The following is a 26,350-nucleotide window of genomic DNA, read 5'->3' as shown; positions in this document are numbered from 1 at the left end:
TATGAATGCTCTGACGGACGTCAGCGTGCCAGCCGGTGCAGCCCGACAAAAAGCACCGCCCAAAGCACGGCAAGGCCGGCCATTGTAGGGCCCACGCCATAGCCAAATTGAACATCGGTCAATTGGCTCCCCGCGTAGTAGGACAACGGCCCGCCCATCGCGCCCAGCAGTGCGGCACGCCACCACGGCCGCGCGCTCCAGGCCAGGCAATGGCGCAGGGTGGTCGCCAGCAATGCCCATAGCAGCATCAACCAGAACGGAATCAATGGCCCCGGCTCGCTGAACTGGAAAACCCCTACGGCGCGCAACAGCGTGTCCACTGCGGTGCCCACCAGCATCACGCTGATGATCAGTACACCGTCCTTGGCCCACGCACTTATCCACAGCAGGTGAACGGCCAGCACCGCCAGGCCAACCAGCAGCCATAGGCTGTCGCCGCCCAGCACACAGGCAAACCAGCCGCACTGGAACAGCGCGGCATTGGCCAGGGTTTTAAGCATTGAAGCGCCCGAGCAACGGCGGGTTGATGGCTGCCGGTTTGGCCAGCAGCAATTGCGCGGTGCCGATAGTGCGCTCCATAAAGCCACCTTCGCAGTAGCAGAGGTAAAACTCCCACAACCGCAAAAAGTATTCGTCATAGCCCAGCTCCGTCAGACGGCCGTGGGCGCGGCGAAAGTTCTCATGCCACAGGCGCAAGGTTCGCGCGTAGTGCAGGCCAAAGTCTTCCATGTGCAGCAGGTTCATATCGGTGTCGCGGCTGACGATCTGCAACATGTTCTGCACACTGGGCAAGGCGCCGCCGGGGAAAATGTAGCGCTGGATAAAGTCCACGCTGTTCTTGGCCTGCTCAAACCGTTGCTCACGGATCGTGATGGCCTGCAGCAGCATCAGCCCATCGCTCTTGAGCAAATGCGCGCACTGCTTGAAATAGGTGGGCAGAAAGCGATGGCCCACGGCTTCGATCATCTCGATGGATACCAGCTTGTCGTATTGGCCGGTGAGGTCGCGATAGTCGCTCAGCAGCAGCGTGACCTTGCCTTGCAAACCGAGGGTTTCGATGCGTTTTTCGGTGTAGGCGAATTGCTCCTTGGACAAGGTCGTGGTGGTGACCTTGCAGCCATAGTGTTGCGCCGCGTATAGCGCCATGCTGCCCCAGCCGGTGCCGATTTCCAGCAGGTGGTCGGTGGGTTTGAGCGCGAGTTTCTGGCAGATGCGTTCAAGCTTATTCAGTTGCGCCTGTTCCAGGGTGTCGTCGTCGCTCAGAAATTGCGCCGCCGAATACATCATGGTCGGGTCGAGGAATTCTTCGAACAGGTCGTTGCCAAGGTCGTAGTGCGCGGCGATGTTTTTCTGCGAGCCCTTGCGCGTATTGCGGTTGAGCCAGTGCAGACCTTGGGTGAACGGGCGTGCCAGCCGCGCCAGGCCACCTTCCATGGCGTCGAGCACGTCCAGGTTGCTGACCATCACACGTACCACCGCGGTCAGGTCCGGACTGCTCCAATAGCCGTGAATAAACGCCTCGCCGGCGCCGATGGAACCGTTGGCCGCCACCAGGCCCCACACCGCAGGGTCGAGGATTTGGATTTCCCCCAGCAAGTGCGCTTCCCGTGCGCCGAACACCTGCCGTTCGCCGTCCTCGATCACCACCAATTGGCCATGGCGCAATTGGCTGAGTTGGCGCAGTACGCCCTTGCGCAGCAGCGCACTGGTCACGCCGTTGACGTTCAGGCGGCTGGTCTTGACCGATAAGCTAGGGGATTTCATGGCGGCGATCCTTGGTATACCCGACTGCTGTACGAGAGGCGCCATCGGCGGCCCGGTGGGAAAAAATCGGTGTGCGTTTAAGAAACAGGCGTATCGCCTGCCAGTAAATGGCCAGGCAAGTCTTGGCGGTCATCCACGGAAATCGCCACAAGTAGCGATGCAGGCTGGCGCGGGTCAGCGCTTCCTTTTGCAGGCTCAAGGTGGCGTCGAAGACTTTCAGCTCGCCCTGCCAGTCGGCCATGTGCACGCCGAGCCTGTCTGCGGGCGGGCTGAAGCTCATGCGGTATTCCAGGTCGCGAGGCAGGAACGGCGACACATGGAAGGCCTTGGCCACCGCGAAATGCCGGTGCTCATCAGCGCCCAGGGCTTGGGCCGGCAGTACGTAGTGGTAGCGCTCGCGCCACGGGGTGTTGGTCACTTCACACAAGATCGCGGCCAGTTGCCCATCGGCCTCGAAACAGTAGAAGAAACTCACGGGATTAAAAGCCAGGCCCCAACTGCGGGCCTGGGTCAGTAGGCAGATAACGCCCTGAGGCGTATGCCCCAGAGCCTTGCCGACTTCCTGGCGCACGGCATCGCTCAAGCTCATGCCGTGACGCGTGAATTCACGCAGATAGTCCTGCTGACGAAAGCCGAAGGGCGCCAGGCGACTTGGTCCGGCCAACGGTGACAGTCCGAGGACTTCGTCTTGTTCGCTCAAATCCAGGTACAGCAGGCCGATGCGGTAGCGAAAGGCATGGGCCTTGGGCGCAAACCGTCGATGGGCAATCCAGCCGCTGTACAGGGCGCTGTTCACAGGGTTTCCCCAAAGGCCTGGGCCACGCGCAGCGCACTGACCACGCCGTCTTCGTGGAAACCATTGGCCCAGTAGGCGCCGCAATAAAACGTGTTGCGCACGCCGGCCAGTTCTTCCCAGCGGTTTTGCGCGGCCACCGCCGCCAGGCTGTATTGCGGATGCGCGTAGGTGAAGCGCGCGAGGATCTTCAGCGGGTTGATCATCGGCGTCTGGTTGAGGCTGACGCAAAAGGTGGTGGCGCTGTCGATGCCTTGCAGGATGTTCATGTCATAGGTGACGGCGGCCTGAGTCTGGATGTTACCGCTCAGCCGGTAATTCCAACTGGCCCAGGCCAGTTTGCGGTCGGGCAGCAGGCGCGTGTCGGTGTGCAAAACCACGTCGTTGTCGGCGTAGGGCAGGGCACCGAGAATCTCTTGTTCGGCCTGGCTTGGGTCGGCGAGCAATGCCAGCGCCTGGTCGCTATGACAGGCGAATACCACCCGATCAAATGCCTCGCTGCCGGCAGGACTGTGGATAACTACGCCTTGCTCGGTGCGCTCGACGTTATGCACAGGGCTGTTGAGGCGGATCTGCTCGCGAAAGCCGCGGGTCAGCGGTTCGATATAGCTGCTGGATCCACCTTCGATCACACACCACTGCGGCCGGTTGTTCACCGACAGCAAGCCGTGGTTCTTGAAGAAGCGCACAAAGAATTGCAGCGGAAAACTCAGCATGTCCGCCAGGGACATCGACCAGATCGCCGCACCCATCGGCACGATGTAGTGCCGCACAAAGCGCTCGCCGTAGCCGCCGGCCGTGAGGTAATCGCCCAAGGTCATCTCGGCACTGATGCGTTGCTCCTGCAGGTCCAGCGGTGCCTGGCGGTTGAACCGCAGGATGTCGCGCAACATGCCCCAGAAGCCCGGCGACAGGATATTGCGGCGTTGGGCGAACAGGCTGTTGAGGTTATTGCCGTTGTATTCGAACCGGGTTTTTTCGTCACACACCGAAAAGCTCATTTCGGTGGGTTTGAACGAGACACCGATCTGCCCCAGCAGGCGGATGAAGTTGGGGTAGGTCCAGTCGTTGAACACGATGAAGCCGGTATCCACTGCGTAGCTTTTGCCGTCGACGCTGACGTTGACCGTATGGGTATGCCCGCCGATACGGTCGCCCGCTTCGAACACGGTGACTTCGTGACTGCGGCTAAGCAGGTAGGCGCTGGTCAGGCCAGCAATGCCGCTGCCGATAATGGCGATCTTCACAGGTCGTCCTTTTTCGGTGGCGGGCTGCGCAGCATGCGTTTGCCGATGATCAATTGCGCGCGATTAGGCAGTTTCGACAGCGGCCACAGGGTGGCGATAAACAAGGCCGGGAAGGCGATTTCCAGTGGGCGTTTGTCCAGCTTGGAGAATATATGCCGAGCAGCCTTGTCGGCCGGCCAGCTCAGGGGCATCGGGAAGTCATTGCGCTCGGTCAGTGGCGTATCGACGAAGCCTGGGCTGATCACGGTGACATCGATATTTTCCGGCGACAGGCTGATGCGCAGGGACTCGAACAGATAACGCAGGCCGGCCTTGGACGCGCCATAGGCTTCTGCGCGGGGCATCGGCAGGTAGGTCACGGCGCTGGCGACGCCCACCAGATGCGGTGCACGCCCGACACGCAACAACGGCAGGGCCGCTTCGATGCAATAACTGCTGGCCAGCAGGTTGGTGCGCACCACATGCTCGATGATCGATGAATCAAACTGCTTGGCGTCGACATATTCACAGGTGCCGGCGTTAAGGATCACGGTGTCGAGCGAGCCCCAGACGTCACCGATGTGCTCGCCAATTTCGCGCACGGTCTGGCTGTTGGTCAGGTCACCGGCCACCACCAACACTTGGCCGGGGTAGCGTAGAGCCAGCGCATCCAGCGGTGCCTGGGTGCGAGAACTCAAGGCGACATGGGCGCCGCTGTTAAGCAGCTCCACGGCCAAGGCGGCGCCGATCCCACTGCTGGCACCGGTCAGCCAATAACGACGTGGCGACACTGCGTTCATCCCACTCTCCTTTTGAGCCAACTGACGACTCTGCCCAGCACGGGCAGGTGCTCGTAGAGCATGGCGCCGGCATCGAAGTAATCGCGGTGGCGGTACACCTTGTCCCGCCACATCAGGTGCGAGCATCCTTCCACCCGGATGACTTGGCCGTTGGCCAGGCGTGGGTGGCAAAAACTCATTTTCCAGCGCAGGTAGCCTTCGCCTTCGGCCACTTGGTCGAAACCGTGGAAGTCGAAGCGCAGTTGGCTGACGTTGCTGTACAACTCGGCGAAATAACTGTGCAACGCGGTCAGCCCATGGACCTCGTGCAGCGGGTCAGTAAAGGCAATGTCCTTGCTGTACAGGCTGTCGAGCAGGTGCAGGTTGTGCTTGTCCAGCGTGGCGAAGGTTTGGGCGAAGCGTTGCAGGAAGTCACTCATGTTCGACGACCGATTGACGTGAAGGCAGGCTGCGGAAAGCGGCCAGGGCGCGCTCGCGGGACTTCTTCAAGTCGACAATCGAGCGCGGATAATCTGCCACGCCGAACAGACCACCGGCGGCTTCGGGGTTATGCACTTCTTTTTTATTCAGTGCGGCCAATTCCGGCAGCCAGTGCTTGATGAACACGCCTTCGCTGTCGAATTTTTCTGACTGGCTCAGCGGGCTGAAAATCCGGAAGTAGGGCGCCGAGTCGGTACCGGTGGACGAGCTCCACTGCCAGCCACCGTTATTGGCGGCCAAGTCTCCGTCGATCAGGTGACGCATGAAGAAGCGCTCGCCTTCACGCCAGTCGATCAGTAGGTTTTTGGTCAGGAACATTGCCACTACCATGCGCAGGCGGTTGTGCATCCAGCCGGTTTCCAGCAATTGACGCATGGCGGCGTCGATGATCGGCAGGCCAGTGCGAGCTTCTTGCCAGGCTGCCAGATCCTTGGGCGCATCACGCCAGGCCACGTCCTCGGTCTCGGGGCGGAACGCACGGTGACGGGACACCCGTGGGTAGCCCACCAGAATGTGTTTATAGAACTCACGCCAGAGCAGTTCGTTGATCCAGGTGATGGCGCCGATGTCGCCACTTTCGAATTCGCCTTGGTTGCTCTGCAACGCTGCATGCAGGCACTGGCGCGGCGAAACCACGCCGGCAGCGAGGTAGGCCGACAGCTGGCTGGTACCGGGCTTGGCGGGGAAGTCGCGTTCGTCTTTGTAGTAGCTGATCTGCTGGTCGGCGAATGCATCGAGGCGCCGCCGGGCTTCGTCCTCACCGGCGGGCCAGAGGGCGCGCAGGGTGTCGCTGGGCGGCTCGAAGCCTGCGACGGTGGTCGGCACCGGATCGCTTTTAAGGTCGAGTTTGGCCTGGGCCTTTGGCGTGGGCACTAACTGTGGAAGCGCGCTGTGCAGCCGTGTGTAGCAGACCTTGCGGAACTGACTGAAGACCTGGAAGTAGGTGCCGGTCTTGGTCAGCACACTGCCCGGTTGGAAGAACAATTGATCAAGGTAACTGTGGAAGGTCACGCCCTCGGCTTCCAGCGCCTGGGCCACGGCGGCGTCACGACGGCTTTCATGAATGCCGTACTCCTCGTTGACGTGCAGCGATTGCGCCGACAGGTCCCGGCACAGTTCGCTGAGCACGCTGGGCGCCTGGTCCCAGGTGGCAGCTGTGCGGATCAGCAGGGGAATGTTCAGCTCGCCTAAGTCTTTGCTCAAGTGCTGCAGGTTGCGCAGCCAGAAGTCGACCTTGCACGGAGCATCATCGTGGGCCAGCCATTGCTCAGGCGTGATCAGGTACACGGCGGCAACCGGGCCTCGCTGGGTCGCGGCGGCCAAGGCGGTGTTGTCGTGTAGGCGCAGGTCGGTGCGCAGCCAGATCAAGTGCATTTAAATAAGTCCACGCTGTATCAGTAGCTGGTGGGCCGACAACACATCTTCGGCCACGAATAATTCAGGAGTGTCATGGGTTAATACGGCTAACTCCGCCTGATGGATGCAGACCGTTGGTCCGACGAGCAGCGTCGGGCGACTGACGCCCGTGAGCAGCTTGGTCAGGCCCGGCAGGTGTAGGGCTTTGCTCGAATACAGCAAGACCGAGCGCGGTTGCAGGTGCTCGACTGCAAGGGCCAGCTCGCCGGCGGGCAGCGGCCAGTCAAACACTTCCACGGGGCAGTCGGCGCTGCTGGCCAGCCAGGCGCTGAGCCACAAATGCGGCTCCAGGGGCAGGTCGGACTGGTTAATCAGCAGCAGCGGCGCACCGTGCAACTGGCGATTGTTGTGGTAGATGCGCGCACCGAACTTGCTGCGCAGCCAGGACAGGAAAAATACCCGCTCCATCTGCGCGCCGAACTGGCCCTGCCAACGCTGCTCCAGCTCCTTGATCAGGGGCAGTAGCAGTTGTTCACACAGGGTGCGCGGTGGGTACAGTGCCATGGCCTGGTTGAAGGCATCGTCGACCCGGCGTTCGGTCAGTTCGCTGATGGCCTGTATCAAGGTCTGGCGCAGGGTGTGCCATTCATTCTGCGACGTGTCGGTGTTGGCCTGGGCAGAGTCGATCAGGTGCTTCACCTGGCTGACCGGCACGCCGCGATTGAGCCAGGTGAGGATGGCGTGGATGCGTTGTACATGGTCGGCGCTGAACAGCCGATGGCCCTTGGGTGTGCGCTGGGGCACGATCAGGCCATAGCGACGCTCCCAGGCGCGCAGGGTCACAGCGTTGACGCCGGTCTGGCGCGCCACTTCGCGGATCGGCAGCCAGCCGTCTTCCAGGGCTTGAGCGATGTCTTCGCCGGGTTCGTCTTGCAGGGCAGCTTTCATGGTCTAGATCGCATTACGCAGGCTGAGATTTTCCGGGTGCGGTTGCAGGTACGCCTGCTGCGCGATGTAGCGGTCCGGGTGTTGGCGAAAGTGATGCTTGAGCAGCGTCAGCGGCACCACCAGCGGCACGATGCCGTGGCGGTATTGGCCGATGACGGTTTGCATTTCCTGCTTGTCATCGGCGCTGATCACCTGCTTGAGGTAGCCGCTGATGTGTTGCAGCACATTGGTGTGGGTGCCGCGAGTGGCGCATTTGGTCAGGCCGGTCATCAAATCGCTGAAGTAAGACTCGGCGAGTTCATTGAGGTCGGTGCCTTTGCCCATGCTGCCCAGCAGGTGACCCAGGCTTTTGTAATGGGCGGGACTGTGGGCCATCAGCAGGTATTTGTAGCGCGAGTGAAAGGCCAGCAGGCGGTGACGGGTCAGCCCTTCGGCCAGCAGCTTTTGCCAACTGGCGTAGACGAAAACGCGGGTCAGGAAGTTTTCCCGCAGCACCGGGTCGTTAAGTCGGCCGTCTTCTTCGACCGGTAGGTTGGGGTGGCGCGCGCAAAACGCCTGGGCATAGATGCCGCGTCCGCCACCGTCGACCGGTGTGCCGTTTTCGCGGTACACCTTGACTCGCTCCAGTCCACAGGACGGCGACTTCTGCATGAAGATGTAGCCGCACAGATCGGTATGTTCTTCAGCCATCTGCTGGCCGTATTCGTTCAGGGGCTGGGTCACGTTGAGTTCGCGGCGCACAGTGCCCACGGCCTGCGGATGGGCAGGGTCGCCAACCAGGCGGATCGGTTCGCGGGGGATGCCCAGGCCGATCGCAACTTCGGGGCACAGGGGCACAAAGTCGAAGTAGTCGGCGAGGGTTTGGCTGCAGAGCAGGGACTGTTTATGGCCGCCATTGAAGCGCACGTTCTCGCCTAGTAGGCAGGCGCTGATAGCGATCTTCGGTTTTGCGCTGCTGGACATGGCCAAACCTCTGCAAGATTCTTGTACAAGCGTTGATTTCTGTACAACTAATCTCATCATAGGTCTGAAGCTGTACAAGTCAAATTATTTGTACAGGTTTTTTTGCGGGGGACTATTTCCAGCCCATTTTCCATGCCTCGGCATTCTGCAAGGTCTGCCACGGAAGGCGTTCGCCGCGTTTGGTCATGATGGCTTGCAGCTCGATTTCCAGCACCGTGCCTTCTTCATCCCGAAACAGCTCGGTGACCAAAAAGTGTTTTTCCTTATTAAGGGGATGGGCTGCTGTCCACTTTGACAGCAGCAGCTTGGCGGGGTTGATGCGGTTCATTGCAGGTGCTCGATCAGGCGTCGCGCGGCTTCCTGGCCACTGAGCCAGGCGCCTTCCACTCGACCGGACAGGCACCAGTCGCCACACACGTACAGACCCAGGTCGGCATCGGCCAGCACACCGAATTCATGGCTGCTGGACGGCCGCGCATAGAGCCAGCGGTGCGCCAGGCTGAACGACGGCGCAGGCATGGCGCTGTGCAGTAACTCGGCGAAGGCGCCGTGCAGGTGTTCGATCACGGCTTCCTTGGACAGGTCCAAGTGGGCTTTGCTCCAGGCGCTGGTGGCGTGCAGCACCCAGGTGTCGAGGGTGGTGTCGCGTCCAGGTTTGCTGCGGTTACGCGCCAGCCAGTCGAGGGGGCTGTCCTGCACGAAGCAGCCTTCCATTGGCGTATCAAGGGGGGTGTCGAAGGCCAGGGCGATGGCCCAGGTGGGGTCCATTTTTACCCCTGCGGCGGCGCTGGCCAGCTTTGGCGCAGCAGCGAGCAGGGCGGTGGCTTGTGGCGCTGGCGTGGCGATGATCACGTGGCTGAATGGTCCATGATTGCCACCGTCAGCGTCGAGCAGGTTCCAGTGTTGAGTCCCTTGGAACACCTCGGTAATGCGGCAACCGAACTCCACCGGCAAGTCATCGAGCAGGGCACGGGTGATGGCGCTCATGCGCGGTGAGCCTACCCAGCGGATCTGCTCGTCGGGGGAAGGGGTGAGCTGGCCGGATTTGAAGTTGTACAACTGCGGTTTCCACTGCTCGGCCCAGCCGTTGCTTTGCCAGCGTTGCACTTCATTGACGAAGCGTCGGTCGCGGGCGGTGAAGTATTGGGCGCCCATGTCCAGCGCACCGGCATCACTGCGCTTGCTGGACATGCGGCCGCCACTGCCGCGGCTTTTATCGAAGAGTTGCACAGCGTGCCCGGCGTCTCGTAACGCTCGGGCGGCGGAGAGACCGGCGATGCCGGTACCGATGATCGCGATGGGGACAGTCATGGAGGGCCTCGTTCTACCGTTGGGTACAGACTACGCCGACACCAATAGCTGTACAATATTGTTTTTTGGTATAAGTTTTGGCGTACCTGAACGTGTGGCGTGGCCTATGGTTAAAGCTGAGGCTTAAACAACAGTCACGCACGATTACAAATTGATCCCTGCTTATAAAATAGACCAGTGATCGGCGGCGAACGTTACATGAGGAAGATCCCATGCACATTTTGCTGACCGGCGGTACCGGCTTGATCGGCCGCCAACTCTGCCAACACTGGCTCGGTCAAGGCCATCGCCTGACCGTGTGGAGCCGTCATCCCGAAGAGGTTGCCGCCTTGTGTGGCGCCGAGGTGCTGGGCGTTGCGCGCCTGGAAGAGGTGATCGGCGTCGTGGACGCTGTGGTCAACCTCGCCGGCGCCGCCATCGCCGATCGTCCCTGGACCCACAAACGCAAGGCGCTGTTGTGGAGCAGTCGCATCGGTCTTACCGAAACCCTGTTGGCGTGGCTGGAAGGTCTTGCGCAAAAGCCGGCGGTGTTGATTTCCGGCTCGGCGGTGGGCTGGTACGGCGACGGTGGTGAGCGCGAACTGACCGAGGCCAGTGGTCCGGTACAGGACGATTTTCCCAGCCAGCTCTGTATCGCCTGGGAGGAAACCGCCCAGCGTGCCGAAGCTTTGGGCATGCGCGTGGTTCTGGTGCGCACCGGTTTGGTATTGGCGGCCGAGGGCGGCTTTTTGTCGCGGCTGCTGCTGCCGTTCAAACTGGCGCTGGGCGGGCCTATCGGTAATGGTCGGCAGTGGATGCCATGGGTGCATATCAAGGATCAAATCGCCCTGATTGATTTTCTTCTGCACAAGGATGACGCCAGCGGTCCTTATAATGCCTGCGCCCCACACCCAGTGCGTAACCGCGAGTTCGCCAAGACCCTGGGCCAGGTACTGCACCGCCCGGCGTTCATGCCGATGCCAGCCTTTGCGCTGAAGGTAGGCTTGGGTGAGTTGTCGGGGCTGTTGCTGGGCGGGCAGAAGGCGATTCCCGAACGCTTGATGGCCGCCGGTTTCACTTTCCAGTTCACTGAGTTGCATACGGCTTTGGATGACTTGTCCAGCCGCCTCTAGAAATAGGATGTTGCATGACGGATCACGCGTTGTTACTGGTCAACCTGGGTTCACCGGCGTCCACTTCGGTGGCGGATGTGCGCAGCTACCTTAACCAGTTTTTGATGGACCCTTATGTGATTGACTTGCCGTGGCCGGTACGTCGATTGCTGGTGTCGCTGATCCTGATCAAGCGCCCCGAGCAGTCGGCCCATGCCTATGCGTCGATCTGGTGGGATGAAGGTTCGCCGCTGGTTGTGCTCAGTCGTCGCCTGCAACAGCAGATGACGGCGCAGTGGACACAAGGCCCGGTGGAACTGGCCATGCGTTATGGCGAGCCGTCCCTGGAAACGACACTGACGCGCCTCGCCACCCAGGGTATTCAGAAGATCACCCTGGCGCCGTTGTACCCGCAGTTCGCCGACAGCACCGTGACCACGGTGATCGAAGAAGCCCGGCGCGTGGTGCGAAGCAAGAAACTGAATGTGCGACTCTCGATTCTGCAGCCGTTCTACGACCAGCCGGAATACCTTGATGCCCTGGCGGCGAGCGCACGGCGTTATGTCGAGCAGGATTACGATCACTTGCTGCTGAGCTTCCACGGTTTGCCCGAGCGCCATCTGACTAAGCTCGACCCGACCGGCCAGCATTGTTTCAAGGATGCCGACTGCTGCAAGAAAGCCTCGCCTGAAGTGCTTGCCAAATGCTATCGCGCACAATGTTTCAGTGTTGCCCGCGATGTGGCCGCCCGTCTGGGTTTGCCGGATGGCAAATGGTCGGTGGCGTTTCAATCGCGTCTGGGCCGTGCGAAGTGGATCGAGCCCTACACTGAAGCTCGCCTGGAGGCGCTGGCCCAGCAAGGCGTGAAAAAGCTGCTGGTGATGTGCCCGGCGTTTGTGGCCGATTGCATCGAGACCCTGGAAGAAATTGGCGATCGGGGGTTGGAGCAATTCCGTGAGGCGGGGGGCGAGGAGTTGGTGTTGGTGCCGTGCTTGAATGATGATCCGCAGTGGGCGGCGGCGCTCAATACTTTGTGCGAAAGAGCGCCGTTGTCCCTATAGGCTGAGGCTCAAGCTGACGGTGAGATTGCGCGGTTCGCCGGGGCTGATCCAGTAGTTGCTGTAGGACCGCTCGTAGTACTTCTCGTCAAACAGGTTGTTCAGATTCAGGCCCACAGTCACGTTCTCGGTGGCTTTGTAGTGCGCCAGCAAATCCACGGTGTGGTAGGCCGGCAGTTCAAAACTGCTGCCGGCTTCACCCGAGCGGTCACCCACATAGGTGAACGCCGCGCCCACGTCTGAGCCGCGCAAGGCGCCGTCCTGGAATTCATACACCCCCAACAGACTGCCGCTGCGCTTGGCCACGCCGAGAATACGGTTGCCCGCCGGAATGGCCTTGTCGCCCTTGGTCACCTCGGCGTCAATGTAGGCGAAGGCGCCGATCACTCGCACTGCGTCGGTCAGTTGTCCGGTCAGTTGCAGATCAAAGCCCTGGCTGCGCGCCTTGCCCATTGCACGGTTGGTGTTGGTGGCCGGGTCCAGGGCCAATACGTTTTACTTTTCGATATGGAACGCCGCGAGGGTAGCGCTGAGGCGGTCGTCGAACAGCTCGCTCTTGATCCCAACTTCATAACCTACGCCTTCCTCGGGCTTGAAGGTGTTACCTGTCGCGTCCAGGCCGCTGTTGGGTTTGAACGAAGTGGAGGCATTGGCGAACACGCCGACTTCGGGGTGAGTTGATAAAGCAGGCCGGCGCGCTGGGTGAGAGCGTGGTGAGTTTGCCGGCTCGGTGGGACATTTCGAGTGAAGTCGTCGACGGTTTGCTGGAAATGCTCGAAGCGTGCGCCAACCATGCCGCGCAGGCGATCGGTAAAGACGATCTGGTCTTGCAGGTTAAGCGCGTGGCTTTTGGTGTGCTCGAAAAAGTCGGTGCCGGAGCGTATGCCATTGGGTTTGGTTTGGCCGTAGACCGGGTTGTAGATGTCGATGGCGTACGAGCTACCGGGGCTGCCGGCGATGGCCGTCACGCGTTCCTTCTTGCGGTAGTCCTCGTATTCAGTGCCGATCAACAGTTCATGCTGCCAGCTGCCGACGTCGAACAGGCCGCGCAGTTCCAACTGGGTGATGCTGTCGTGCCAGCCCATGGCGCGTTCGCGGTAGCGGCGGTTTAGGGTATGGCCATCTGCATTGAGAGCTCGGTTTTCCGAGGCGTCGCCCCACAGGCTACCTTGTTTGTAGTGGCTGGCCAGGCGCAGTTTCCAGGCGTCGTTTAGGTGATGTTCGAGGGTCGCCTGGATGCGATTGTTGTGGTTGTCGATGTCACCGTCGTTGGGTTCGCCGAGGAAGGTTTCGCGTGACAGGCCGGGGGCGTCGACGATGCCACGGTCGAAGGTTGAGCTGTGGCGCACGAATTCACTTTCGACGAGCAGGCTGGTGTTTGGGTCCAATTGCCAACTGAACGAGGGCGCGACGAACACGCTCTTGCTCTGCACGTGATCGCGGAAGCTGTGGTTGTCTTCGACTGCCAGGTTGACCCGCGACAGCACGTGGCCTTCGTTGTCCAGCGGCGTGTTGACGTCGAGAGCGGTGCGATAACGGTCCCAACTGCCGGCACTGGTTTGCAGGGTAGTGAAGGCTTCTGGCTGAGGTTTTTTGGTCACGATATTCACGGTGCCCCCTGGGTCGCCACGCCCGTACAAACTGGCCGCGGGGCCTTTGAGCACTTCGATGCGTTCGATAGTGGCCGCGTCCGGTGTGCTCGGGTAACCACGGTTGGCGCTGAAACCGTCTTGATAGAATTCTGAGGTGGTGAAGCCGCGCACGCTGTATTCGTAGAGTGTCAGGCCGCCAAAGTTATTTTGCTTGGATACGCCGCCCGCGAATTCCAGGGCGCGTTCCACGTTGGTGCTGCCCAGGTCTTTGAGCACCGTTGCCGGAATAACGCTGATGGATTGTGGGATATCGCGCAGGGCCGTGTCGGTTTTAGTCGCACTGGCTGAACGCGTGGCGCGGTAGCCCTTCACTGGGCCGGTTGCGGATTCATAGGCGTCGGTGGTGACGCTGATGGTATCGAGTTCGACGGTGGTTTCTTCGGCAAAAGCGGGATCAAGCAGCAAGCCCAAGGCCAGGCCAGCTAAGGGGGCAATTCTTCGAGACGGCATGATAGAGCGTTCCAATAGCGATATTGAAACAATATAACATGACCAATGAGAATGAATCGCTATGAAATGTTGGCTTGTAGGTGCCCGCGAACGGGCACCTGAGCGAAGCGGCTTATTCCTCTTCTTTAACCGGAGCCGGCGGCGGGCGCAGTCCGATTTCCGCCGACAACTTGATCTCTTTGCCGTTGCGCATCACCAGGATCGTCACCTTATCGGTCGGCTTGATCCGTGCCACCTGGTTCATCGATTTGCGACCATCACCCGCCGGTTCGCCGTTGATGCTCAGGATCACGTCACCCAATTGCAGCCCGGCTTTTTGTGCCGGACCGTCGCGGAAGATCCCGGCGACCACAATGCCTGGGCGCCCGGTCAGGCCAAATGACTCGGCCAGTTCCTTGGTCAGCGGCTGCACTTCGATCCCCAGCCAGCCGCGAATCACCTGGCCGTGCTCGATGATCGACTTCATCACTTCCATCGCCAGCTTCACCGGGATCGCAAAACCGATGCCCTGGGAACCGCCCGACTTGGAGAAAATCGCCGTGTTGATACCGGTCAAGTTGCCATTGGCATCCACCAGCGCGCCGCCGGAGTTGCCAGGGTTGATCGCCGCGTCGGTCTGGATGAAATCTTCGTAGCTGTTAAGCCCCAGCTGGTTGCGTCCGGTGGCGCTGATGATGCCCATGGTCACCGTCTGTCCCACCCCGAACGGGTTGCCGATGGCCAGTGCCACATCACCCACCCGCAGTCCATCGGAGCGGCCGAGAGTGATGGACGGCAGGCTTTTCAAATCGATCTTCAATACCGCCAGATCCGTTTCCGGGTCGCTGCCCACCACACGAGCCAGGGTCTCGCGACCATCACGCAGGGCCACCACAATCTGGTCGGCGCCGGTGGTCACGTGGTTGTTGGTGAGGATGTAGCCCTCGGGGCTCATGATCACCCCGGAACCCAGGCTGGATTCCATGCGCCGTTGCTTGGGCCCGTTGTCGCCGAAATAGCGGCGGAACTGTGGGTCTTCAAACAGCGGATGCGCTGGTTTGTTGATGACCTTGGTGGTGTACAGGTTGACCACTGCCGGAGCGGCAATGACCACTGCGTCCGCGTATGTCACCGGGCCTTGTACCACCGCGCTGGTTTGCGGTGCCTGTTGCAGGTTCACATCAAGGCTCGGTAAGCCCACCCATTGGGGGAAACGCTGAATAATCAGCATCGCGATCAGCACGCCAGCCAACAATGGCCATCCAAAAAAACGCAGTGCCTTGAGCATCAAGTAAGTCCTGACAGGTTGCAGGGGGCGGGAGAGCGCCCATAATGTCGCGCATTATACGAGGCTGCGAGCGCCTCGGAACGGGATATTTAGGAGTCTTTTATGGCCGTCCCCCTTACCACCCTCGTTGAGGAAGCAGACCGCTACCTCGGCAGTGCAAAAATCCCCGACTACTGCCCCAACGGCCTGCAAGTTGAAGGTCGCCCGCAGGTGATGCGCATCGTCAGCGGCGTGACCGCCAGCCAAGCCCTGCTGGACGCAGCCGTCGAAGCCCAGGCCGATTTGATCCTGGTGCACCACGGTTATTTCTGGAAAGGCGAAAACCCCTGCATCACCGGCATGAAGCAACGGCGACTGAAAACCCTGCTCAAGCACGACATCAGTTTGCTGGCCTACCACCTGCCGCTGGACCTGCACCCTGACGTCGGCAACAACGTGCAGCTTGCCAAGCAGTTGGACATCACCGTCGAGGGCCCGCTGGACCCAAGCAACCCCAAGATCGTCGGCCTCGTCGGCTCCCTCGCCGAACCTTTGTCGCCCCGTGACTTCGCCCGCCGCGTACAGGACGTCATGGGCCGCGAACCGCTGCTGATCGAAGGCAGCGAGATGATCCGCCGCGTCGGCTGGTGCACCGGCGGTGGCCAAGGCTACATCGACCATGGGATTGCCGCCGGCGTCGATCTGTTCCTCAGCGGTGAAGCTTCCGAGCAAACCTTCCACAGTGCGCGGGAAAACGACATCAGCTTCATCGCCGCCGGGCACCACGCAACCGAGCGCTACGGTGTGCAGGCTTTGGGAGATTATTTAGCGCGACGTTTCGCCCTGGAGCATCTGTTTATCGATTGTCCCAACCCGATTTGAGCGCCAAACCTGGGGGCATATTCTTATATCGTTTCGATCTAGCTGGCTCCCTGAATAGAAGAAGGTGCTGTGCTAGCATGCCTCGCTCGAACACGGCCCGCTGGCCGTCCATAAGATCGTTTTTCCGTGAGTAGCCATGGTCGACAAACTGACGCATCTGAAACAGCTGGAGGCGGAAAGCATCCACATCATCCGCGAGGTCGCCGCCGAGTTCGACAACCCGGTGATGCTCTACTCGATCGGTAAAGACTCCGCCGTGATGTTGCATCTGGCACGCAAGGCCTTCTTCCCGGGCAAACTGCCGTTCCCGGTGATGCACGTCGATACCCGCTGGAAATTCCAGGAGATGTACGCGTTCCGCGACAAAATGGTCGAAGAACTGGGCCTGGACCTGATCACCCACGTCAACCCCGATGGTGTTGCGCAGGGCATCAACCCGTTCACCCACGGCAGCGCCAAACACACCGACATCATGAAGACCGAAGGCCTTAAGCAGGCATTGGACAAGCATGGTTTCGACGCTGCCTTCGGCGGTGCCCGTCGCGATGAAGAGAAATCCCGTGCCAAAGAGCGCGTGTACTCGTTCCGCGACAGCAAGCACCGCTGGGATCCGAAGAACCAGCGCCCCGAGCTGTGGAATGTCTACAACGGCAACGTCAACAAGGGTGAGTCGATCCGTGTGTTCCCGCTGTCCAACTGGACCGAGCTGGACATCTGGCAGTACATCTACCTTGAAGGCATCCCGATCGTGCCGCTGTACTTTGCCGCCGAACGCGATGTCATCGAGAAGAACGGCACGTTGATCATGATCGACGACGACCGCATCCTCGAGCACCTGTCCGACGAAGACAAAGCCCGTATCGTCAAAAAGAAAGTACGTTTCCGTACCCTTGGCTGCTACCCGTTGACGGGCGCGGTGGAGTCCGAAGCCGAGACGCTGACGGACATCATTCAGGAAATGCTCCTGACGCGAACTTCCGAGCGCCAGGGCCGTGTCATCGACCACGATGGTGCAGGCTCGATGGAAGATAAAAAACGTCAAGGCTATTTCTAAGGGGCTGTCATGTCGCATCAATCTGATTTGATCAGCGAGGACATCCTCGCCTACCTGGGCCAGCACGAGCGCAAAGAGATGTTGCGCTTCCTGACCTGCGGCAACGTCGACGACGGCAAAAGCACCCTGATCGGGCGCCTGCTGCACGACTCCAAGATGATCTACGAAGATCACCTGGAAGCCATTACCCGCGATTCGAAGAAGTCCGGCACCACCGGCGATGACATCGACCTGGCGTTGCTGGTCGACGGCCTGCAGGCCGAGCGTGAGCAGGGCATCACCATCGATGTTGCCTACCGCTACTTCTCCACCGCAAAGCGCAAATTCATCATCGCCGACACTCCTGGCCATGAGCAGTACACCCGCAACATGGCTACCGGTGCCTCCACCTGTGACCTGGCGATCATCCTGATCGATGCCCGCTACGGTGTGCAGACCCAGACCCGTCGCCACAGCTTCATCGCGTCGTTGCTGGGCATCAAGCACATCGTCGTTGCCATCAACAAGATGGACATCAATGGCTTTGACCAAAGCGTATTCGAGTCGATCAAGGCTGATTACCTGAAGTTCGCCGACGGTATCGCGTTCAAGCCGAGCACCCTGGCATTCGTGCCGATGTCGGCGCTCAAGGGTGACAACGTGGTGAACAAGAGCGAGCGTTCGCCTTGGTACACCGGCCAGTCGCTGATGGAAATCCTCGAAACCGTCGAGATCGCCAACGACCGCAACTACACCGACCTGCGTTTCCCGGTGCAGTACGTTAACCGTCCAAACCTTAACTTCCGCGGTTTCGCCGGCACCCTTGCCAGCGGCATCGTGCATAAGGGCGACGAAATCGTTGTTCTGCCATCGGGCAAGAGCAGCCGCGTCAAATCCATCGTCACCTTCGACGGTGAACTGGAGCACGCCGGCCCAGGTCAGGCCGTGACCCTGACCATGGAAGACGAGATCGACATCTCCCGTGGCGACCTGTTGGTGCATGCCGACAACGTGCCGCAAGTGACTGACGCCTTCGATGCCATGCTGGTGTGGATGGCCGAAGAACCGATGCTGCCGGGCAAGAAATACGACATCAAGCGCGCCACCAGCTATGTGCCGGGTTCCATCACCAGCATCGTGCACCGCGTGGACGTGAACACCCTGGCCGAAGGCCCGGCGAGTTCGTTGCAACTGAATGAGATTGGCCGGGTCAAGGTCAGCCTCGACGCCGCCATCGCGTTGGACGGTTACGACAGCAATCGCACCACGGGCGCGTTTATTGTCATCGACCGTTTGACCAACGGCACCGTCGCCGCGGGCATGATCATCGCGCCGCCTGTTACCCACGGCAGCGCGGCGCAGCACGGCAAGTTGGCTCATGTGGCCACTGAAGAACGTGCCCTGCGCTTTGGTCAGCAACCGGCCACCGTTCTGTTCAGCGGCCTCTCGGGCGCTGGCAAAAGCACCTTGGCCTACGCGGTTGAGCGCAAGCTGTTCGACATGGGCCGTGCCGTGTTCGTACTGGATGGTCAGAACCTACGCCACGACCTGAACAAAGGCTTGCCTCAGGATCGTGCCGGGCGTACCGAGAACTGGCGTCGTGCTGCTCACGTGGCGCGTCAGTTCAACGAGGCCGGCCTGCTGACCCTGGCGGCGTTCGTTGCCCCGGATGCCGAAGGCCGTGAACAGGCCAAGGCGCTGATTGGCAGCGACCGCCTGCTGACCGTCTACGTGCAAGCGTCGCCGTTGGTGTGCGCCGAGCGTGATCCGCAAGGTTTGTACGCTGCCGGAGGGGATAACATCCCTGGTGAGTCCTTCCCGTACGACGTGCCGTTGAATGCCGATCTGGTACTCGACACCCAGGCTCTGTCGTTGGAAGAGAGCGTCAAGCAAGTGCTGGAGCTGTTGCGTCAGCGCGGCGCGATCTAAACTTCGCGGCCACAAAAAAGCCCGCCACCGAGTGATCGGTGGCGGGCTTTTTCACATCTTCAAGATCGGGCGCGGTCAAATGTGGGAGGGAGCTTGCCCCCGATAGCGGTGGGTCAGCTACGGCTGCATCAACTGATACTCCCTCATCGGGGGCAAGCCCCCTCCCGCAGGTTGATCATCGCTTGCTTGGGAATTCGGTGTGAAGCTGCTCCAGCAACGCATCCTTGGTTTCCCACAGCTGGTTAATCCACCCCTGGAACGCCAGCCGATACTCCGCATCCTGCTCATAATTCCTGCCGACGAACTCGGCTGGAATCTGCACCTCTTCAAACTGCACCACCACGTCCTGCACCTTGCCGCAGAGCAAGTCCCAATACCCAGGGCGTCCGCCAGGGTAGTGAATGGTCACGTTGACCAGTGATTTCAGCTGTTCCCCCATGGCATCCAACACAAACGCGATTCCGCCCGCCTTGGGTTTGAGCAAGTAGCGAAACGGCGACTTCTGCTGGGCATGTTTGCCCGGCGTAAACCGAGTGCCTTCGGCAAAGTTGAAAATCCCTACCGGGTTTGCGCGAAACTTCGCACAGGTCTTACGGGTGGTTTCCAGGTCTTTGCCTTTCTTCTCCGGGTGCTTCTCCAAGTAGGCCTTGGTGTAGCGCTTCATGAACGGAAAGCCCAACGCCCACCACGCCAGACCAATCACCGGCACCCAGATCAATTCCTGCTTGAGGAAGAACTTCAGCGGGCGAATCCGTCGATTGAGCACGTATTGCAACACCATGATGTCGACCCAGCTCTGGTGGTTGCTGGTCACTAGGTACGAGTGCTGATAGTCCAGCCCTTCAAGGCCTTTGAGATGCCAACGCGTTCGCTGTACCAGGTTCATCCAGCCCTTGTTGTTGGTTACCCAGGCTTCGTGGGTGTGGTTCATCAGCCATTCGCTGAAGCGTTTGGCAAACGGTAGCGCCTTGAACAGCGCGACGATGAACAGGAATGAACACAGCAGTATCGTGTTCAGTGCCAGCAACAGCGAAGCGATGACCCCGCGCACGGCGGCAGGTAGAAAATCCAGCATTTAGATATCCATTGGTCGGTTGGCGGCTTGGATCGCAGTCAGTGCGATGGTGTACACGATGTCGTCGACCTGGGCACCACGGGGCAGGTCGTTGACCGGTTTGCGCAGGCCCTGCAGCATCGGGCCAAGGCTTACGCAGTCGGCGCTGCGTTGCACGGCTTTGTGGGTGGTGTTACCGGTGTTCAGATCGGGGAAGACGAACACCGTGGCTTTGCCGGCGACCTGGCTGTTGGGCGCCAATTGCCGCGCTACGTTTTCGTTGGCGGCGGCGTCGTATTGCAGCGGGCCGTCGATCAGCAGCGAGCTTTGCTGCTCGTGGGCGAGCAGGGTGGCCTCGCGGACTTTTTCCACTTCTTCTCCGCTGGCTGAATCACCGCTGGAATAACTGATCATCGCCACACGTGGGGTAATGCCGAATGCCGCCGCCGAATCGGCGCTTTGCAGGGCGATTTCCGCCAGCTCCGCAGCGCTTGGGTGCGGGTTCATCACGCAGTCGCCATAGACCAGCACCTGCTCGGGGAACAGCATGAAGAACACGGACGACACCAGGGTGCAGCCCGGCGCCGTTTTGATCAGCTGCAGGGCAGGGCGGATAGTGTTCGCGGTGGAGTGGATAACGCCAGAGACCAGGCCGTCCACTTCGTCCAGCGCGAGCATCATCGTGGCGATCACCACGGTGTCTTCCAATTGTTGCTCGGCCATTGGCGCGTTGAGGCTCTTACTTTTGCGCAGCGCGACCATCGGTTCGACGTAGCGTTGGCGGATCAGGTCCGGGTCGAGAATCTCAAGGCCTTCAGGCAATTCGATGCCTTGGGCGCGGGCGACGGCTTCCACGTCTGCCGGCTTGGCCAGCAGCACGCAGCGCGCGATGCCCCTTGCCTGGCAGATAGCGGCGGCTTGCACGGTCAGCGGCTCGCTGCCTTCGGGCAGCACAATGCGTTTGTTGGCAGCCTGGGCGCGTTGGATCAACTGGTAGCGGAACACCGCCGGCGATAGACGCATCTCCCGCGGCGTGCCGCAGCGCTGGTGCAGCCAGCGCGCGTCGAGGTGGCTGGCGACGAAATCGGTGATGATCTCCGCGCGCTCGCGGTCATCAATGGGGATTTCCTTGTTGAGGTTGTTGAGCAGGTTGGCGGTCTCGTAGGAACCGGTACTCACCGACAAAACCGGCAGCCCAGCCTGGAAGGCGCCGCGGCACAGATCCATGATGCGCGGGTCGGGCAGGGTATCGCTGGTCAGCAGCAGGCCGGCCAGGGGTACGCCGTTGATCGCGGCCAGGCTGACGGCGAGGATGATGTCGTCACGGTCGCCGGGGGTCACCACCAGCACGCCGGGCTTGAGCAGCTCTACGGTGTTGCGCATGGTGCGGGCGCAAATGATGATCTTGGTCATGCGCCGAGTTTCGTAGTCGCCGGCGTTGAGGATCTGCGCGCCCATCAGGTCGGCTACGTCGCGGGTGCGCGGCGCGTTGAGTTCCGGCTGGTACGGGATGCAGCCCAGCAGGCGGAAGTCACCGCTGCGCAACAGCGGCGAATGTTCTTTCAGGCGCGCCGAGAAAGCTTCCATGCTTTCGTCGGTGCGTACTTTGTTGAGGATTACGCCGAGTACCTTCGGGTCTTTCGGGCCGCCGAACAACTGGGCCTGCAATTCCACGCGGCCTGAGAGTTCGGTAAGCACTTCGTTTTCCGGAGCGGAGACTAGAATCACTTCAGCATCCAGGCTCTTGGCCAAGTGCAGGTTGACCCGCGCCGCGTAGCTGGCGTTGCGGGTCGGCACCATGCCTTCGACGATCAGCACATCCTTGCCCACCGCGGCCTGCTGATACAGCGTGATAATTTCTTCGAGCAGTTCATCCAGCTGGCCGTCGCCGAGCATCCGCTCTACATGGGCGAGGCCCAGGGGTTGTGGAGGCTTCAGGCCGTGGGTGCGTGCCACCAGTTCGGTGGAGCGTTCTGGGCCGGTGTCGCCAGGATGCGGTTGGGCAATCGGCTTGAAGAAGCCGACTTTCAGCCCGGCCCGTTCAAGGGTGCGCACCAGCCCTAGGCTGATGGAGGTCAGACCCACACCAAAATCGGTGGGCGCGATAAAAAAAGTCTGCATGCGAATTCTCTGGAGGTGCATGGCTTCGGTGGCGCTCTATGGCTGAGTGCCTACCGGGAATCAGGCGTCAAGGTTATCGTTATTCGGCGCTTGCGCACACCAGCCGCAGGCAAAGGGCTGGCCTATTTTTTCCAGGCGCTGTGCGGGGTCGAGTACCCACGCGCGGGATTGCCACGGCGGCTGGTGGCGCAGGTGCTGGGTATGGCCGCATGACAGCTCGGCCACCCAATGCCCTTCTTCGTCCGAATGAAAACCGATGATCATGACCGTTGATTGGTCCCGTCCGTCCGGGTTCCGTTCGCTTTCGGGCAAATCCTTGTTTAGACTTGTCCGTTCTTCATTCTTATGCAAAAGGTCTCGCCCCATGACGATCGCCGCTAACAAGGCTGTCTCCATCGACTATACCCTGACCAACGACGCTGGTGAGGTCATCGACAGCTCCGCCGGCGGCGCGCCGCTGGTCTACCTGCAAGGCGCAGGTAATATCATCCCAGGCCTGGAAAAGGCCCTGGAAGGCAAGGCAGTTGGTGATGAACTGACCGTAGCCGTAGAACCTGAAGATGCCTACGGCGAATACTCTGCTGAACTGGTCAGCACTTTGAGCCGCAGCATGTTCGAAGGCGTTGACGAGCTGGAAGTGGGCATGCAGTTCCACGCTTCCGCGCCGGACGGCCAAATGCAGATCGTGACCATCCGTGATCTGGACGGCGACGACGTAACCGTCGACGGCAACCACCCTCTGGCTGGTCAGCGCCTGAACTTCCAAGTGAAGATCGTTGCCATCCGCGACGCTTCCCAGGAAGAAGTTGCTCACGGCCACGTTCACGGTGAAGGCGGTCATCAGCACTGATTGATGCGTTAATCAGCTGATAGCAAAAACGCCCCGACTGGTTCGGGGCGTTTTTTTGTGCCTGAAATCATCACAGCTCCATCTGTGGCAGGGGGCAAGCCCACTCTCGCATGTGTTATCAGGCACAAACAAAAATGCCCCGGACCTTTCGGTACGGGGCATTTCCTAACTGTTTCGCAACCAAGGTTACGTAGCAGTTGTTACCACTTAGGCTGCAGCAGCAACGCTCAGAGCCTTGATGTGGCCATTCAGGCGGCTCTTATGGCGAGCGGCCTTGTTCTTGTGGATGATGCCTTTATCGGCCATACGGTCGATAACTGGCACAGCCAGAACGTAAGCTGCTTGAGCTTTTTCAGCGTCTTTGGTGTCGATGGCTTTAACTACATTCTTGATGTAGGTACGAACCATGGAACGCAGGCTGGCGTTGTGGCTGCGACGCTTCTCAGCCTGTTTTGCACGTTTTTTGGCGGAAGGTGTGTTGGCCACCGTCGAGCTCCTCGAAAGACTTTTTAGGAAATAGCAAACAAAATAGGCCGCGAATCATGCCGATGACTTGATGTGTTGTCAAGGGCGGCTGATGCGAACTGCTGAGTGGTCGATCTGAAGAGGCGGGTGATTTATTTCCGGCGCTTGACCTGTAAACTCGCGAGCTTTGGCTCTGTGCTGTTGCAGGCGCGCAGTATCGCATAAGTGGGCGCTTTGTTCGCCTGCTCTTTATCTATAGGCGCAAACTCTTTCAATGAATCTGCTCAAATCGTTGGCTGCCGTCAGCTCTATCACAATGATCTCCAGGGTTTTGGGGTTCGTGCGTGACACCCTGCTGGCGCGCATTTTTGGCGCCAGCATGGCCACGGATGCCTTCTTTATTGCCTTTAAGTTGCCCAATCTGCTGCGCAGGATCTTCGCTGAAGGCGCATTTTCCCAAGCGTTCGTGCCGATTCTGGCTGAATACAAGACTCAGCAGGGCGAGGAAGCTACTCGTACCTTTATTGCCTACGTTTCGGGCCTGCTGACCCTGGTTTTAATGCTGGTGACCCTCATCGGAATGCTCGCCGCTCCCTGGGTGATCTGGGCGACGGCCCCCGGTTTTGCCAATACGCCGGAAAAGTTCGCGCTGACCACTGATCTGCTGAGAGTGACCTTTCCTTATATATTGCTGATTTCCCTGTCATCCCTGGCCGGGGCGATCCTCAACACCTGGAACCGGTTTTCGGTGCCGGCGTTCGTGCCAACGTTGCTAAACGTCAGCATGATTATTTTCGCGCTGTTTCTCACGCCGTACTTCGATCCGCCGGTCATGGCCTTGGGTTGGGCGGTGCTGGCCGGTGGGCTGGCGCAATTGCTCTACCAACTGCCGCACCTGAAAAAGATCGGCATGCTCGTGCTGCCTCGCCTGAATCTGAAAGACACCGGCGTCTGGCGCGTGATGCGCAATATGCTGCCGGCGATTCTCGGCGTGTCGGTCAGTCAAATTTCCCTGATTATCAACACGGCCTTTGCCTCGCTGCTGGTATCGGGCTCGGTGTCGTGGATGTATTACGCCGATCGTCTGATGGAGTTGCCTTCCGGCGTGCTCGGCGTGGCCTTGGGCACAATTCTGCTGCCGACCCTGGCGCGTACCTACGCAAGCAAGGACCGCCAGGAGTACTCGCGAATCCTCGATTGGGGCCTGCGCCTGTGTTTCGTCCTGGTGTTGCCGTGCGCCCTTGCGCTGGGAATCCTGGCCGAGCCGCTAACGGTCTCACTGTTCCAATACGGGCAGTTCGACGCCCATGACGCCTTGATGACGCAGCACGCGCTGGTTGCTTACTCCGTTGGCCTGCTCGGCATCATCGTGATCAAAGTGCTGGCGCCTGGCTTCTACGCCCAGCAGAACATCCGCACCCCGGTCAAAATCGCGATTTTCACGCTGATCGTCACGCAACTGCTCAACCTTGTGTTTATCGGCCCGTTGGCTCACGCCGGCCTGGCCCTGGCCATCAGTGCGGGCGCCTGCATCAACGCTGGACTGCTGTTTTATCAGCTGCGCAAACAGCAGATGTTCCAGCCGCAGCCGGGCTGGGGCATGTTTGCCCTGAAATTGCTGGTGGCGGTGGCAATGATGTCGGCGGTTCTGCTTGGGCTGATGCACTTTATGCCAGCGTGGGACCAAGGCCACATGTTAGATCGCTTCATGCGCCTGGGTGCGCTGGTGGTCGCCGGTGTGGTGGTGTACTTCGGTATGTTGCTGCTGCAGGGTTTCCGTCTGCGCGATTTCAATCGCAAGTCGCTGAGCTAGAGAGTTTGCTGCGATAAAACAGGTGTTTTATCGATTCCATCCACCTTGCCCTGCGCTGTTGCCTGTCGTCCGGGGCTGGGTGTGGTTATAATCGACCACTTTATGAGCAAGAAGCGCGTTATGCAGCTGGTTCGAGGTCTCCACAACCTGCGCCCCCAGCATCGGGGCTGCGTCGCCACTATTGGCAACTTTGACGGTGTTCACCGTGGTCACCAGGCTATCCTGGCCCGGCTGCGCGAGCGTGCGGTCGAGTTGGGCGTGCCCAGCTGCGTGGTGATTTTTGAGCCACAGCCGCGGGAATATTTCAGTCCGGAAACGGCGCCAGCCCGCTTGGCTCGCTTGCGGGACAAGCTGCAACTGCTAGCTGAAGAAGGTGTGGACCGCGTCCTCTGCCTGGCTTTCAATCAGCGCTTGCAAAGCCTCAGCGCTGCCGAGTTCGTTGACCGCATCCTCGTGGATGGCCTGGGCGTACAACATCTGGAGGTCGGCGACGACTTCCGTTTTGGTTGCGACCGGGTTGGGGATTTTGAATTCCTGCAGCACGCCGGCGTCATCCAGGGCTTTACCGTCGAAGCCGCGCAAACCGTCGAATTAGATGGCCTGCGCGTGAGCAGTACCCAAGTGCGTAATGCGCTGGCGGCTGCCGACTTCGCCTTGGCTGAGCGTTTGCTCGGTCGCCCGTTCCGCATTGCCGGACGGGTGCTGCACGGCCAGAAGCTGGCGCGCCAATTGGGCACGCCAACCGCCAACGTGCAACTCAAGCGCCGTCGTGTGCCGCTGACAGGGGTTTACCTGGTTAGCGTCGATATTGACGGCCAGTCGTGGCCGGGAGTCGCCAACATAGGCGTCAGGCCCACGGTTGCAGGTGATGGCAAGGCCCACCTGGAGGTTCACCTTTTGGATTTTGCCGGTGATTTATACGACCGGCGTTTGACGGTGGTTTTCCACCAGAAGCTGCGTGAAGAGCAGCGTTTCGCCTCCCTTGAGGCGTTGAAAACGGCGATCAATGCGGATGTCGCCGCCGCCCGTGCACTAGCCGCACCTAGCGCCCATCGCTAACCGAAG

The 26,350-nt window shown here is 60.2% G+C and carries 24 protein-coding genes and 1 pseudogene; 8 read left to right on the top strand and 17 right to left on the bottom strand.

The genetic code is table 11. The annotated features are described in order from the left end of the window. Positions 1–20: 20 nt before the first annotated feature. The 11 genes from ACVWXD_RS20895 to ACVWXD_RS20845 all read right to left on the bottom strand — a co-directional run bounded on the left by ACVWXD_RS20895 (position 21) and on the right by ACVWXD_RS20845 (position 9,641). On the bottom strand, positions 21–500 hold the full coding sequence (locus tag ACVWXD_RS20895) for a DUF2878 domain-containing protein (RefSeq protein ID WP_457371295.1): 480 nt from the start codon (positions 498–500) through the stop codon (positions 21–23). Next, positions 493–1,764 carry an SAM-dependent methyltransferase gene (locus ACVWXD_RS20890; protein ID WP_181642874.1) on the bottom strand — a complete coding sequence of 424 codons (1,272 nt, stop codon included), beginning with the start codon at positions 1,762–1,764 and terminating at the stop codon, positions 493–495. Before ACVWXD_RS20890 ends, ACVWXD_RS20895 begins: the two co-directional genes overlap by 8 nt. Further along, the gene (locus ACVWXD_RS20885; RefSeq protein ID WP_457371294.1) at positions 1,751–2,560 is read right to left on the bottom strand and encodes a DUF1365 domain-containing protein; all 810 of its coding nucleotides are present in this window, start codon (positions 2,558–2,560) and stop codon (positions 1,751–1,753) included. The genes ACVWXD_RS20890 and ACVWXD_RS20885 overlap by 14 nt, the downstream gene beginning before the upstream one ends. Continuing rightward, the gene (locus ACVWXD_RS20880) at positions 2,557–3,804 is read right to left on the bottom strand and encodes an NAD(P)/FAD-dependent oxidoreductase (RefSeq protein WP_181642873.1); all 1,248 of its coding nucleotides are present in this window, start codon (positions 3,802–3,804) and stop codon (positions 2,557–2,559) included. The genes ACVWXD_RS20885 and ACVWXD_RS20880 overlap by 4 nt, the downstream gene beginning before the upstream one ends. Continuing rightward, positions 3,801–4,583: an SDR family NAD(P)-dependent oxidoreductase gene (locus ACVWXD_RS20875; protein ID WP_032886135.1), complete on the bottom strand. Its 783-nt coding sequence runs from the start codon at positions 4,581–4,583 to the stop codon at positions 3,801–3,803. The genes ACVWXD_RS20880 and ACVWXD_RS20875 overlap by 4 nt, the downstream gene beginning before the upstream one ends. Next, positions 4,580–5,002: a nuclear transport factor 2 family protein gene (locus tag ACVWXD_RS20870; RefSeq protein WP_032886136.1), complete on the bottom strand. Its 423-nt coding sequence runs from the start codon at positions 5,000–5,002 to the stop codon at positions 4,580–4,582. Before ACVWXD_RS20870 ends, ACVWXD_RS20875 begins: the two co-directional genes overlap by 4 nt. Further along, a complete protein-coding gene (gene phrB, locus ACVWXD_RS20865) occupies positions 4,995–6,437 on the bottom strand; it encodes a deoxyribodipyrimidine photo-lyase (RefSeq protein ID WP_122764711.1) in 1,443 nt (480 codons plus the stop codon). Before phrB ends, ACVWXD_RS20870 begins: the two co-directional genes overlap by 8 nt. Beyond that, positions 6,438–7,367 carry a MerR family transcriptional regulator gene (locus ACVWXD_RS20860; protein WP_457371293.1) on the bottom strand — a complete coding sequence of 310 codons (930 nt, stop codon included), beginning with the start codon at positions 7,365–7,367 and terminating at the stop codon, positions 6,438–6,440. Positions 7,368–7,370: 3 nt separating this feature from the next. Next, entirely contained in the window at positions 7,371–8,330 is a 960-nt protein-coding gene (locus ACVWXD_RS20855; protein WP_095183780.1) for a YbgA family protein, read from the bottom strand. A gap of 112 nt (positions 8,331–8,442) precedes the next feature. Continuing rightward, positions 8,443–8,658 carry a TIGR02450 family Trp-rich protein gene (locus ACVWXD_RS20850; protein ID WP_181642871.1) on the bottom strand — a complete coding sequence of 72 codons (216 nt, stop codon included), beginning with the start codon at positions 8,656–8,658 and terminating at the stop codon, positions 8,443–8,445. Then, entirely contained in the window at positions 8,655–9,641 is a 987-nt protein-coding gene (locus tag ACVWXD_RS20845) for an NAD(P)/FAD-dependent oxidoreductase (protein ID WP_095183781.1), read from the bottom strand. Before ACVWXD_RS20845 ends, ACVWXD_RS20850 begins: the two co-directional genes overlap by 4 nt. 212 nt (positions 9,642–9,853) lie before the next feature. Here ACVWXD_RS20845 and ACVWXD_RS20840 point away from each other — a divergent pair, with 212 nt between their 5' ends. Both ACVWXD_RS20840 and hemH read left to right on the top strand, forming a co-directional pair. After that, complete coding sequence (locus ACVWXD_RS20840; protein ID WP_032886147.1) at positions 9,854–10,753, top strand: TIGR01777 family oxidoreductase; 900 nt, start codon at positions 9,854–9,856, stop codon at positions 10,751–10,753. Between the two features lie 14 nt (positions 10,754–10,767). Continuing rightward, on the top strand, positions 10,768–11,793 hold the full coding sequence (gene hemH, locus ACVWXD_RS20835; RefSeq protein ID WP_032886152.1) for a ferrochelatase: 1,026 nt from the start codon (positions 10,768–10,770) through the stop codon (positions 11,791–11,793). Here the strand turns inward: hemH and ACVWXD_RS20830 are convergent. Both ACVWXD_RS20830 and algW read right to left on the bottom strand, forming a co-directional pair. Then, positions 11,788–13,892, bottom strand: a pseudogene (locus ACVWXD_RS20830) (TonB-dependent siderophore receptor). The gene hemH and the pseudogene ACVWXD_RS20830 overlap by 6 nt on opposite strands. 112 nt (positions 13,893–14,004) lie before the next feature. Next, a complete protein-coding gene (algW, locus tag ACVWXD_RS20825; RefSeq protein ID WP_032886161.1) occupies positions 14,005–15,159 on the bottom strand; it encodes a Do family serine endopeptidase AlgW in 1,155 nt (384 codons plus the stop codon). 102 nt (positions 15,160–15,261) lie between these two features. Here algW and ACVWXD_RS20820 point away from each other — a divergent pair, with 102 nt between their 5' ends. The 3 genes from ACVWXD_RS20820 (at position 15,262) to cysN (ending at position 18,982) form a co-directional block, all read left to right on the top strand. Then, positions 15,262–16,020, top strand: coding sequence for a Nif3-like dinuclear metal center hexameric protein (locus tag ACVWXD_RS20820; RefSeq protein WP_032886163.1), 759 nt, complete (start codon positions 15,262–15,264; stop codon positions 16,018–16,020). Between the two features lie 136 nt (positions 16,021–16,156). Next, the gene (cysD, locus tag ACVWXD_RS20815) at positions 16,157–17,074 is read left to right on the top strand and encodes a sulfate adenylyltransferase subunit CysD (protein ID WP_032886164.1); all 918 of its coding nucleotides are present in this window, start codon (positions 16,157–16,159) and stop codon (positions 17,072–17,074) included. Between the two features lie 9 nt (positions 17,075–17,083). Then, positions 17,084–18,982 carry a sulfate adenylyltransferase subunit CysN gene (cysN, locus tag ACVWXD_RS20810; RefSeq protein ID WP_122680396.1) on the top strand — a complete coding sequence of 633 codons (1,899 nt, stop codon included), beginning with the start codon at positions 17,084–17,086 and terminating at the stop codon, positions 18,980–18,982. Between the two features lie 175 nt (positions 18,983–19,157). Here the strand turns inward: cysN and ACVWXD_RS20805 are convergent, their stop codons facing one another. The 3 genes from ACVWXD_RS20805 to ACVWXD_RS20795 are packed head-to-tail and all read right to left on the bottom strand — an operon-like array spanning position 19,158 to position 22,553. Then, on the bottom strand, positions 19,158–20,057 hold the full coding sequence (locus ACVWXD_RS20805) for an acyltransferase (RefSeq protein ID WP_032886168.1): 900 nt from the start codon (positions 20,055–20,057) through the stop codon (positions 19,158–19,160). Next, entirely contained in the window at positions 20,058–22,157 is a 2,100-nt protein-coding gene (gene pta, locus ACVWXD_RS20800; protein ID WP_099601957.1) for a phosphate acetyltransferase, read from the bottom strand. A gap of 60 nt (positions 22,158–22,217) precedes the next feature. Beyond that, positions 22,218–22,553, bottom strand: coding sequence for a DUF3565 domain-containing protein (locus ACVWXD_RS20795; RefSeq protein WP_032886171.1), 336 nt, complete (start codon positions 22,551–22,553; stop codon positions 22,218–22,220). Between ACVWXD_RS20795 and ACVWXD_RS20790 the strand changes: the two genes are divergently transcribed. Then, positions 22,522–23,007, top strand: coding sequence for an FKBP-type peptidyl-prolyl cis-trans isomerase (locus tag ACVWXD_RS20790; RefSeq protein ID WP_032886172.1), 486 nt, complete (start codon positions 22,522–22,524; stop codon positions 23,005–23,007). The two genes, ACVWXD_RS20795 and ACVWXD_RS20790, sit on opposite strands and share 32 nt — an antisense overlap. A 207-nt stretch (positions 23,008–23,214) precedes the next feature. Here the strand turns inward: ACVWXD_RS20790 and rpsT are convergent, their stop codons facing one another. After that, positions 23,215–23,493 (bottom strand): 30S ribosomal protein S20, encoded by a 279-nt coding sequence (gene rpsT / locus ACVWXD_RS20785; RefSeq protein WP_016976313.1) that lies wholly within the window; start codon positions 23,491–23,493, stop codon positions 23,215–23,217. A 253-nt stretch (positions 23,494–23,746) separates the two neighbouring features. On the opposite strand from rpsT, the gene murJ reads away from it, so the two are divergent. Then, positions 23,747–25,285: a murein biosynthesis integral membrane protein MurJ gene (murJ, locus tag ACVWXD_RS20780; RefSeq protein ID WP_122755568.1), complete on the top strand. Its 1,539-nt coding sequence runs from the start codon at positions 23,747–23,749 to the stop codon at positions 25,283–25,285. Positions 25,286–25,405: 120 nt separating this feature from the next. Then, positions 25,406–26,344 (top strand): bifunctional riboflavin kinase/FAD synthetase, encoded by a 939-nt coding sequence (ribF, locus tag ACVWXD_RS20775; protein WP_260367741.1) that lies wholly within the window; start codon positions 25,406–25,408, stop codon positions 26,342–26,344. Positions 26,345–26,350: the final 6 nt, after the last annotated feature.

This window comes from Pseudomonas sp. TE3911 (genome assembly GCF_054062775.1).
The sequence above is the reverse complement of the archived record's forward strand: the minus strand, read 5'-3'. Positions and strand labels throughout refer to the sequence as shown.

Excerpts from the sequence above, each read along its gene's own strand:
- ACVWXD_RS20860 (WP_457371293.1), bottom strand. The coding sequence starts at position 7,367 with ATGAAAGCTGCCCTGCAAGACGAACCCGGCGAAGACATCGCTCAAGCC.
- ACVWXD_RS20845 (WP_095183781.1), bottom strand. The coding sequence starts at position 9,641 with ATGACTGTCCCCATCGCGATCATCGGTACCGGCATCGCCGGTCTCTCC.
- murJ (WP_122755568.1), top strand. The coding sequence starts at position 23,747 with ATGAATCTGCTCAAATCGTTGGCTGCCGTCAGCTCTATCACAATGATC.
- phrB (WP_122764711.1), bottom strand. The coding sequence starts at position 6,437 with ATGCACTTGATCTGGCTGCGCACCGACCTGCGCCTACACGACAACACC.
- cysD (WP_032886164.1), top strand. The coding sequence starts at position 16,157 with ATGGTCGACAAACTGACGCATCTGAAACAGCTGGAGGCGGAAAGCATC.
- ACVWXD_RS20890 (WP_181642874.1), bottom strand. The coding sequence starts at position 1,764 with ATGAAATCCCCTAGCTTATCGGTCAAGACCAGCCGCCTGAACGTCAAC.
- ACVWXD_RS20820 (WP_032886163.1), top strand. The coding sequence starts at position 15,262 with ATGGCCGTCCCCCTTACCACCCTCGTTGAGGAAGCAGACCGCTACCTC.
- ACVWXD_RS20850 (WP_181642871.1), bottom strand. The coding sequence starts at position 8,658 with ATGAACCGCATCAACCCCGCCAAGCTGCTGCTGTCAAAGTGGACAGCA.
- cysN (WP_122680396.1), top strand. The coding sequence starts at position 17,084 with ATGTCGCATCAATCTGATTTGATCAGCGAGGACATCCTCGCCTACCTG.
- ACVWXD_RS20870 (WP_032886136.1), bottom strand. The coding sequence starts at position 5,002 with ATGAGTGACTTCCTGCAACGCTTCGCCCAAACCTTCGCCACGCTGGAC.
- ACVWXD_RS20840 (WP_032886147.1), top strand. The coding sequence starts at position 9,854 with ATGCACATTTTGCTGACCGGCGGTACCGGCTTGATCGGCCGCCAACTC.
- ribF (WP_260367741.1), top strand. The coding sequence starts at position 25,406 with ATGCAGCTGGTTCGAGGTCTCCACAACCTGCGCCCCCAGCATCGGGGC.
- ACVWXD_RS20895 (WP_457371295.1), bottom strand. The coding sequence starts at position 500 with ATGCTTAAAACCCTGGCCAATGCCGCGCTGTTCCAGTGCGGCTGGTTT.
- hemH (WP_032886152.1), top strand. The coding sequence starts at position 10,768 with ATGACGGATCACGCGTTGTTACTGGTCAACCTGGGTTCACCGGCGTCC.
- ACVWXD_RS20795 (WP_032886171.1), bottom strand. The coding sequence starts at position 22,553 with ATGGAGACAGCCTTGTTAGCGGCGATCGTCATGGGGCGAGACCTTTTG.
- ACVWXD_RS20875 (WP_032886135.1), bottom strand. The coding sequence starts at position 4,583 with ATGAACGCAGTGTCGCCACGTCGTTATTGGCTGACCGGTGCCAGCAGT.
- ACVWXD_RS20855 (WP_095183780.1), bottom strand. The coding sequence starts at position 8,330 with ATGTCCAGCAGCGCAAAACCGAAGATCGCTATCAGCGCCTGCCTACTA.
- pta (WP_099601957.1), bottom strand. The coding sequence starts at position 22,157 with ATGCAGACTTTTTTTATCGCGCCCACCGATTTTGGTGTGGGTCTGACC.
- algW (WP_032886161.1), bottom strand. The coding sequence starts at position 15,159 with ATGCTCAAGGCACTGCGTTTTTTTGGATGGCCATTGTTGGCTGGCGTG.
- ACVWXD_RS20790 (WP_032886172.1), top strand. The coding sequence starts at position 22,522 with ATGACGATCGCCGCTAACAAGGCTGTCTCCATCGACTATACCCTGACC.
- ACVWXD_RS20805 (WP_032886168.1), bottom strand. The coding sequence starts at position 20,057 with ATGCTGGATTTTCTACCTGCCGCCGTGCGCGGGGTCATCGCTTCGCTG.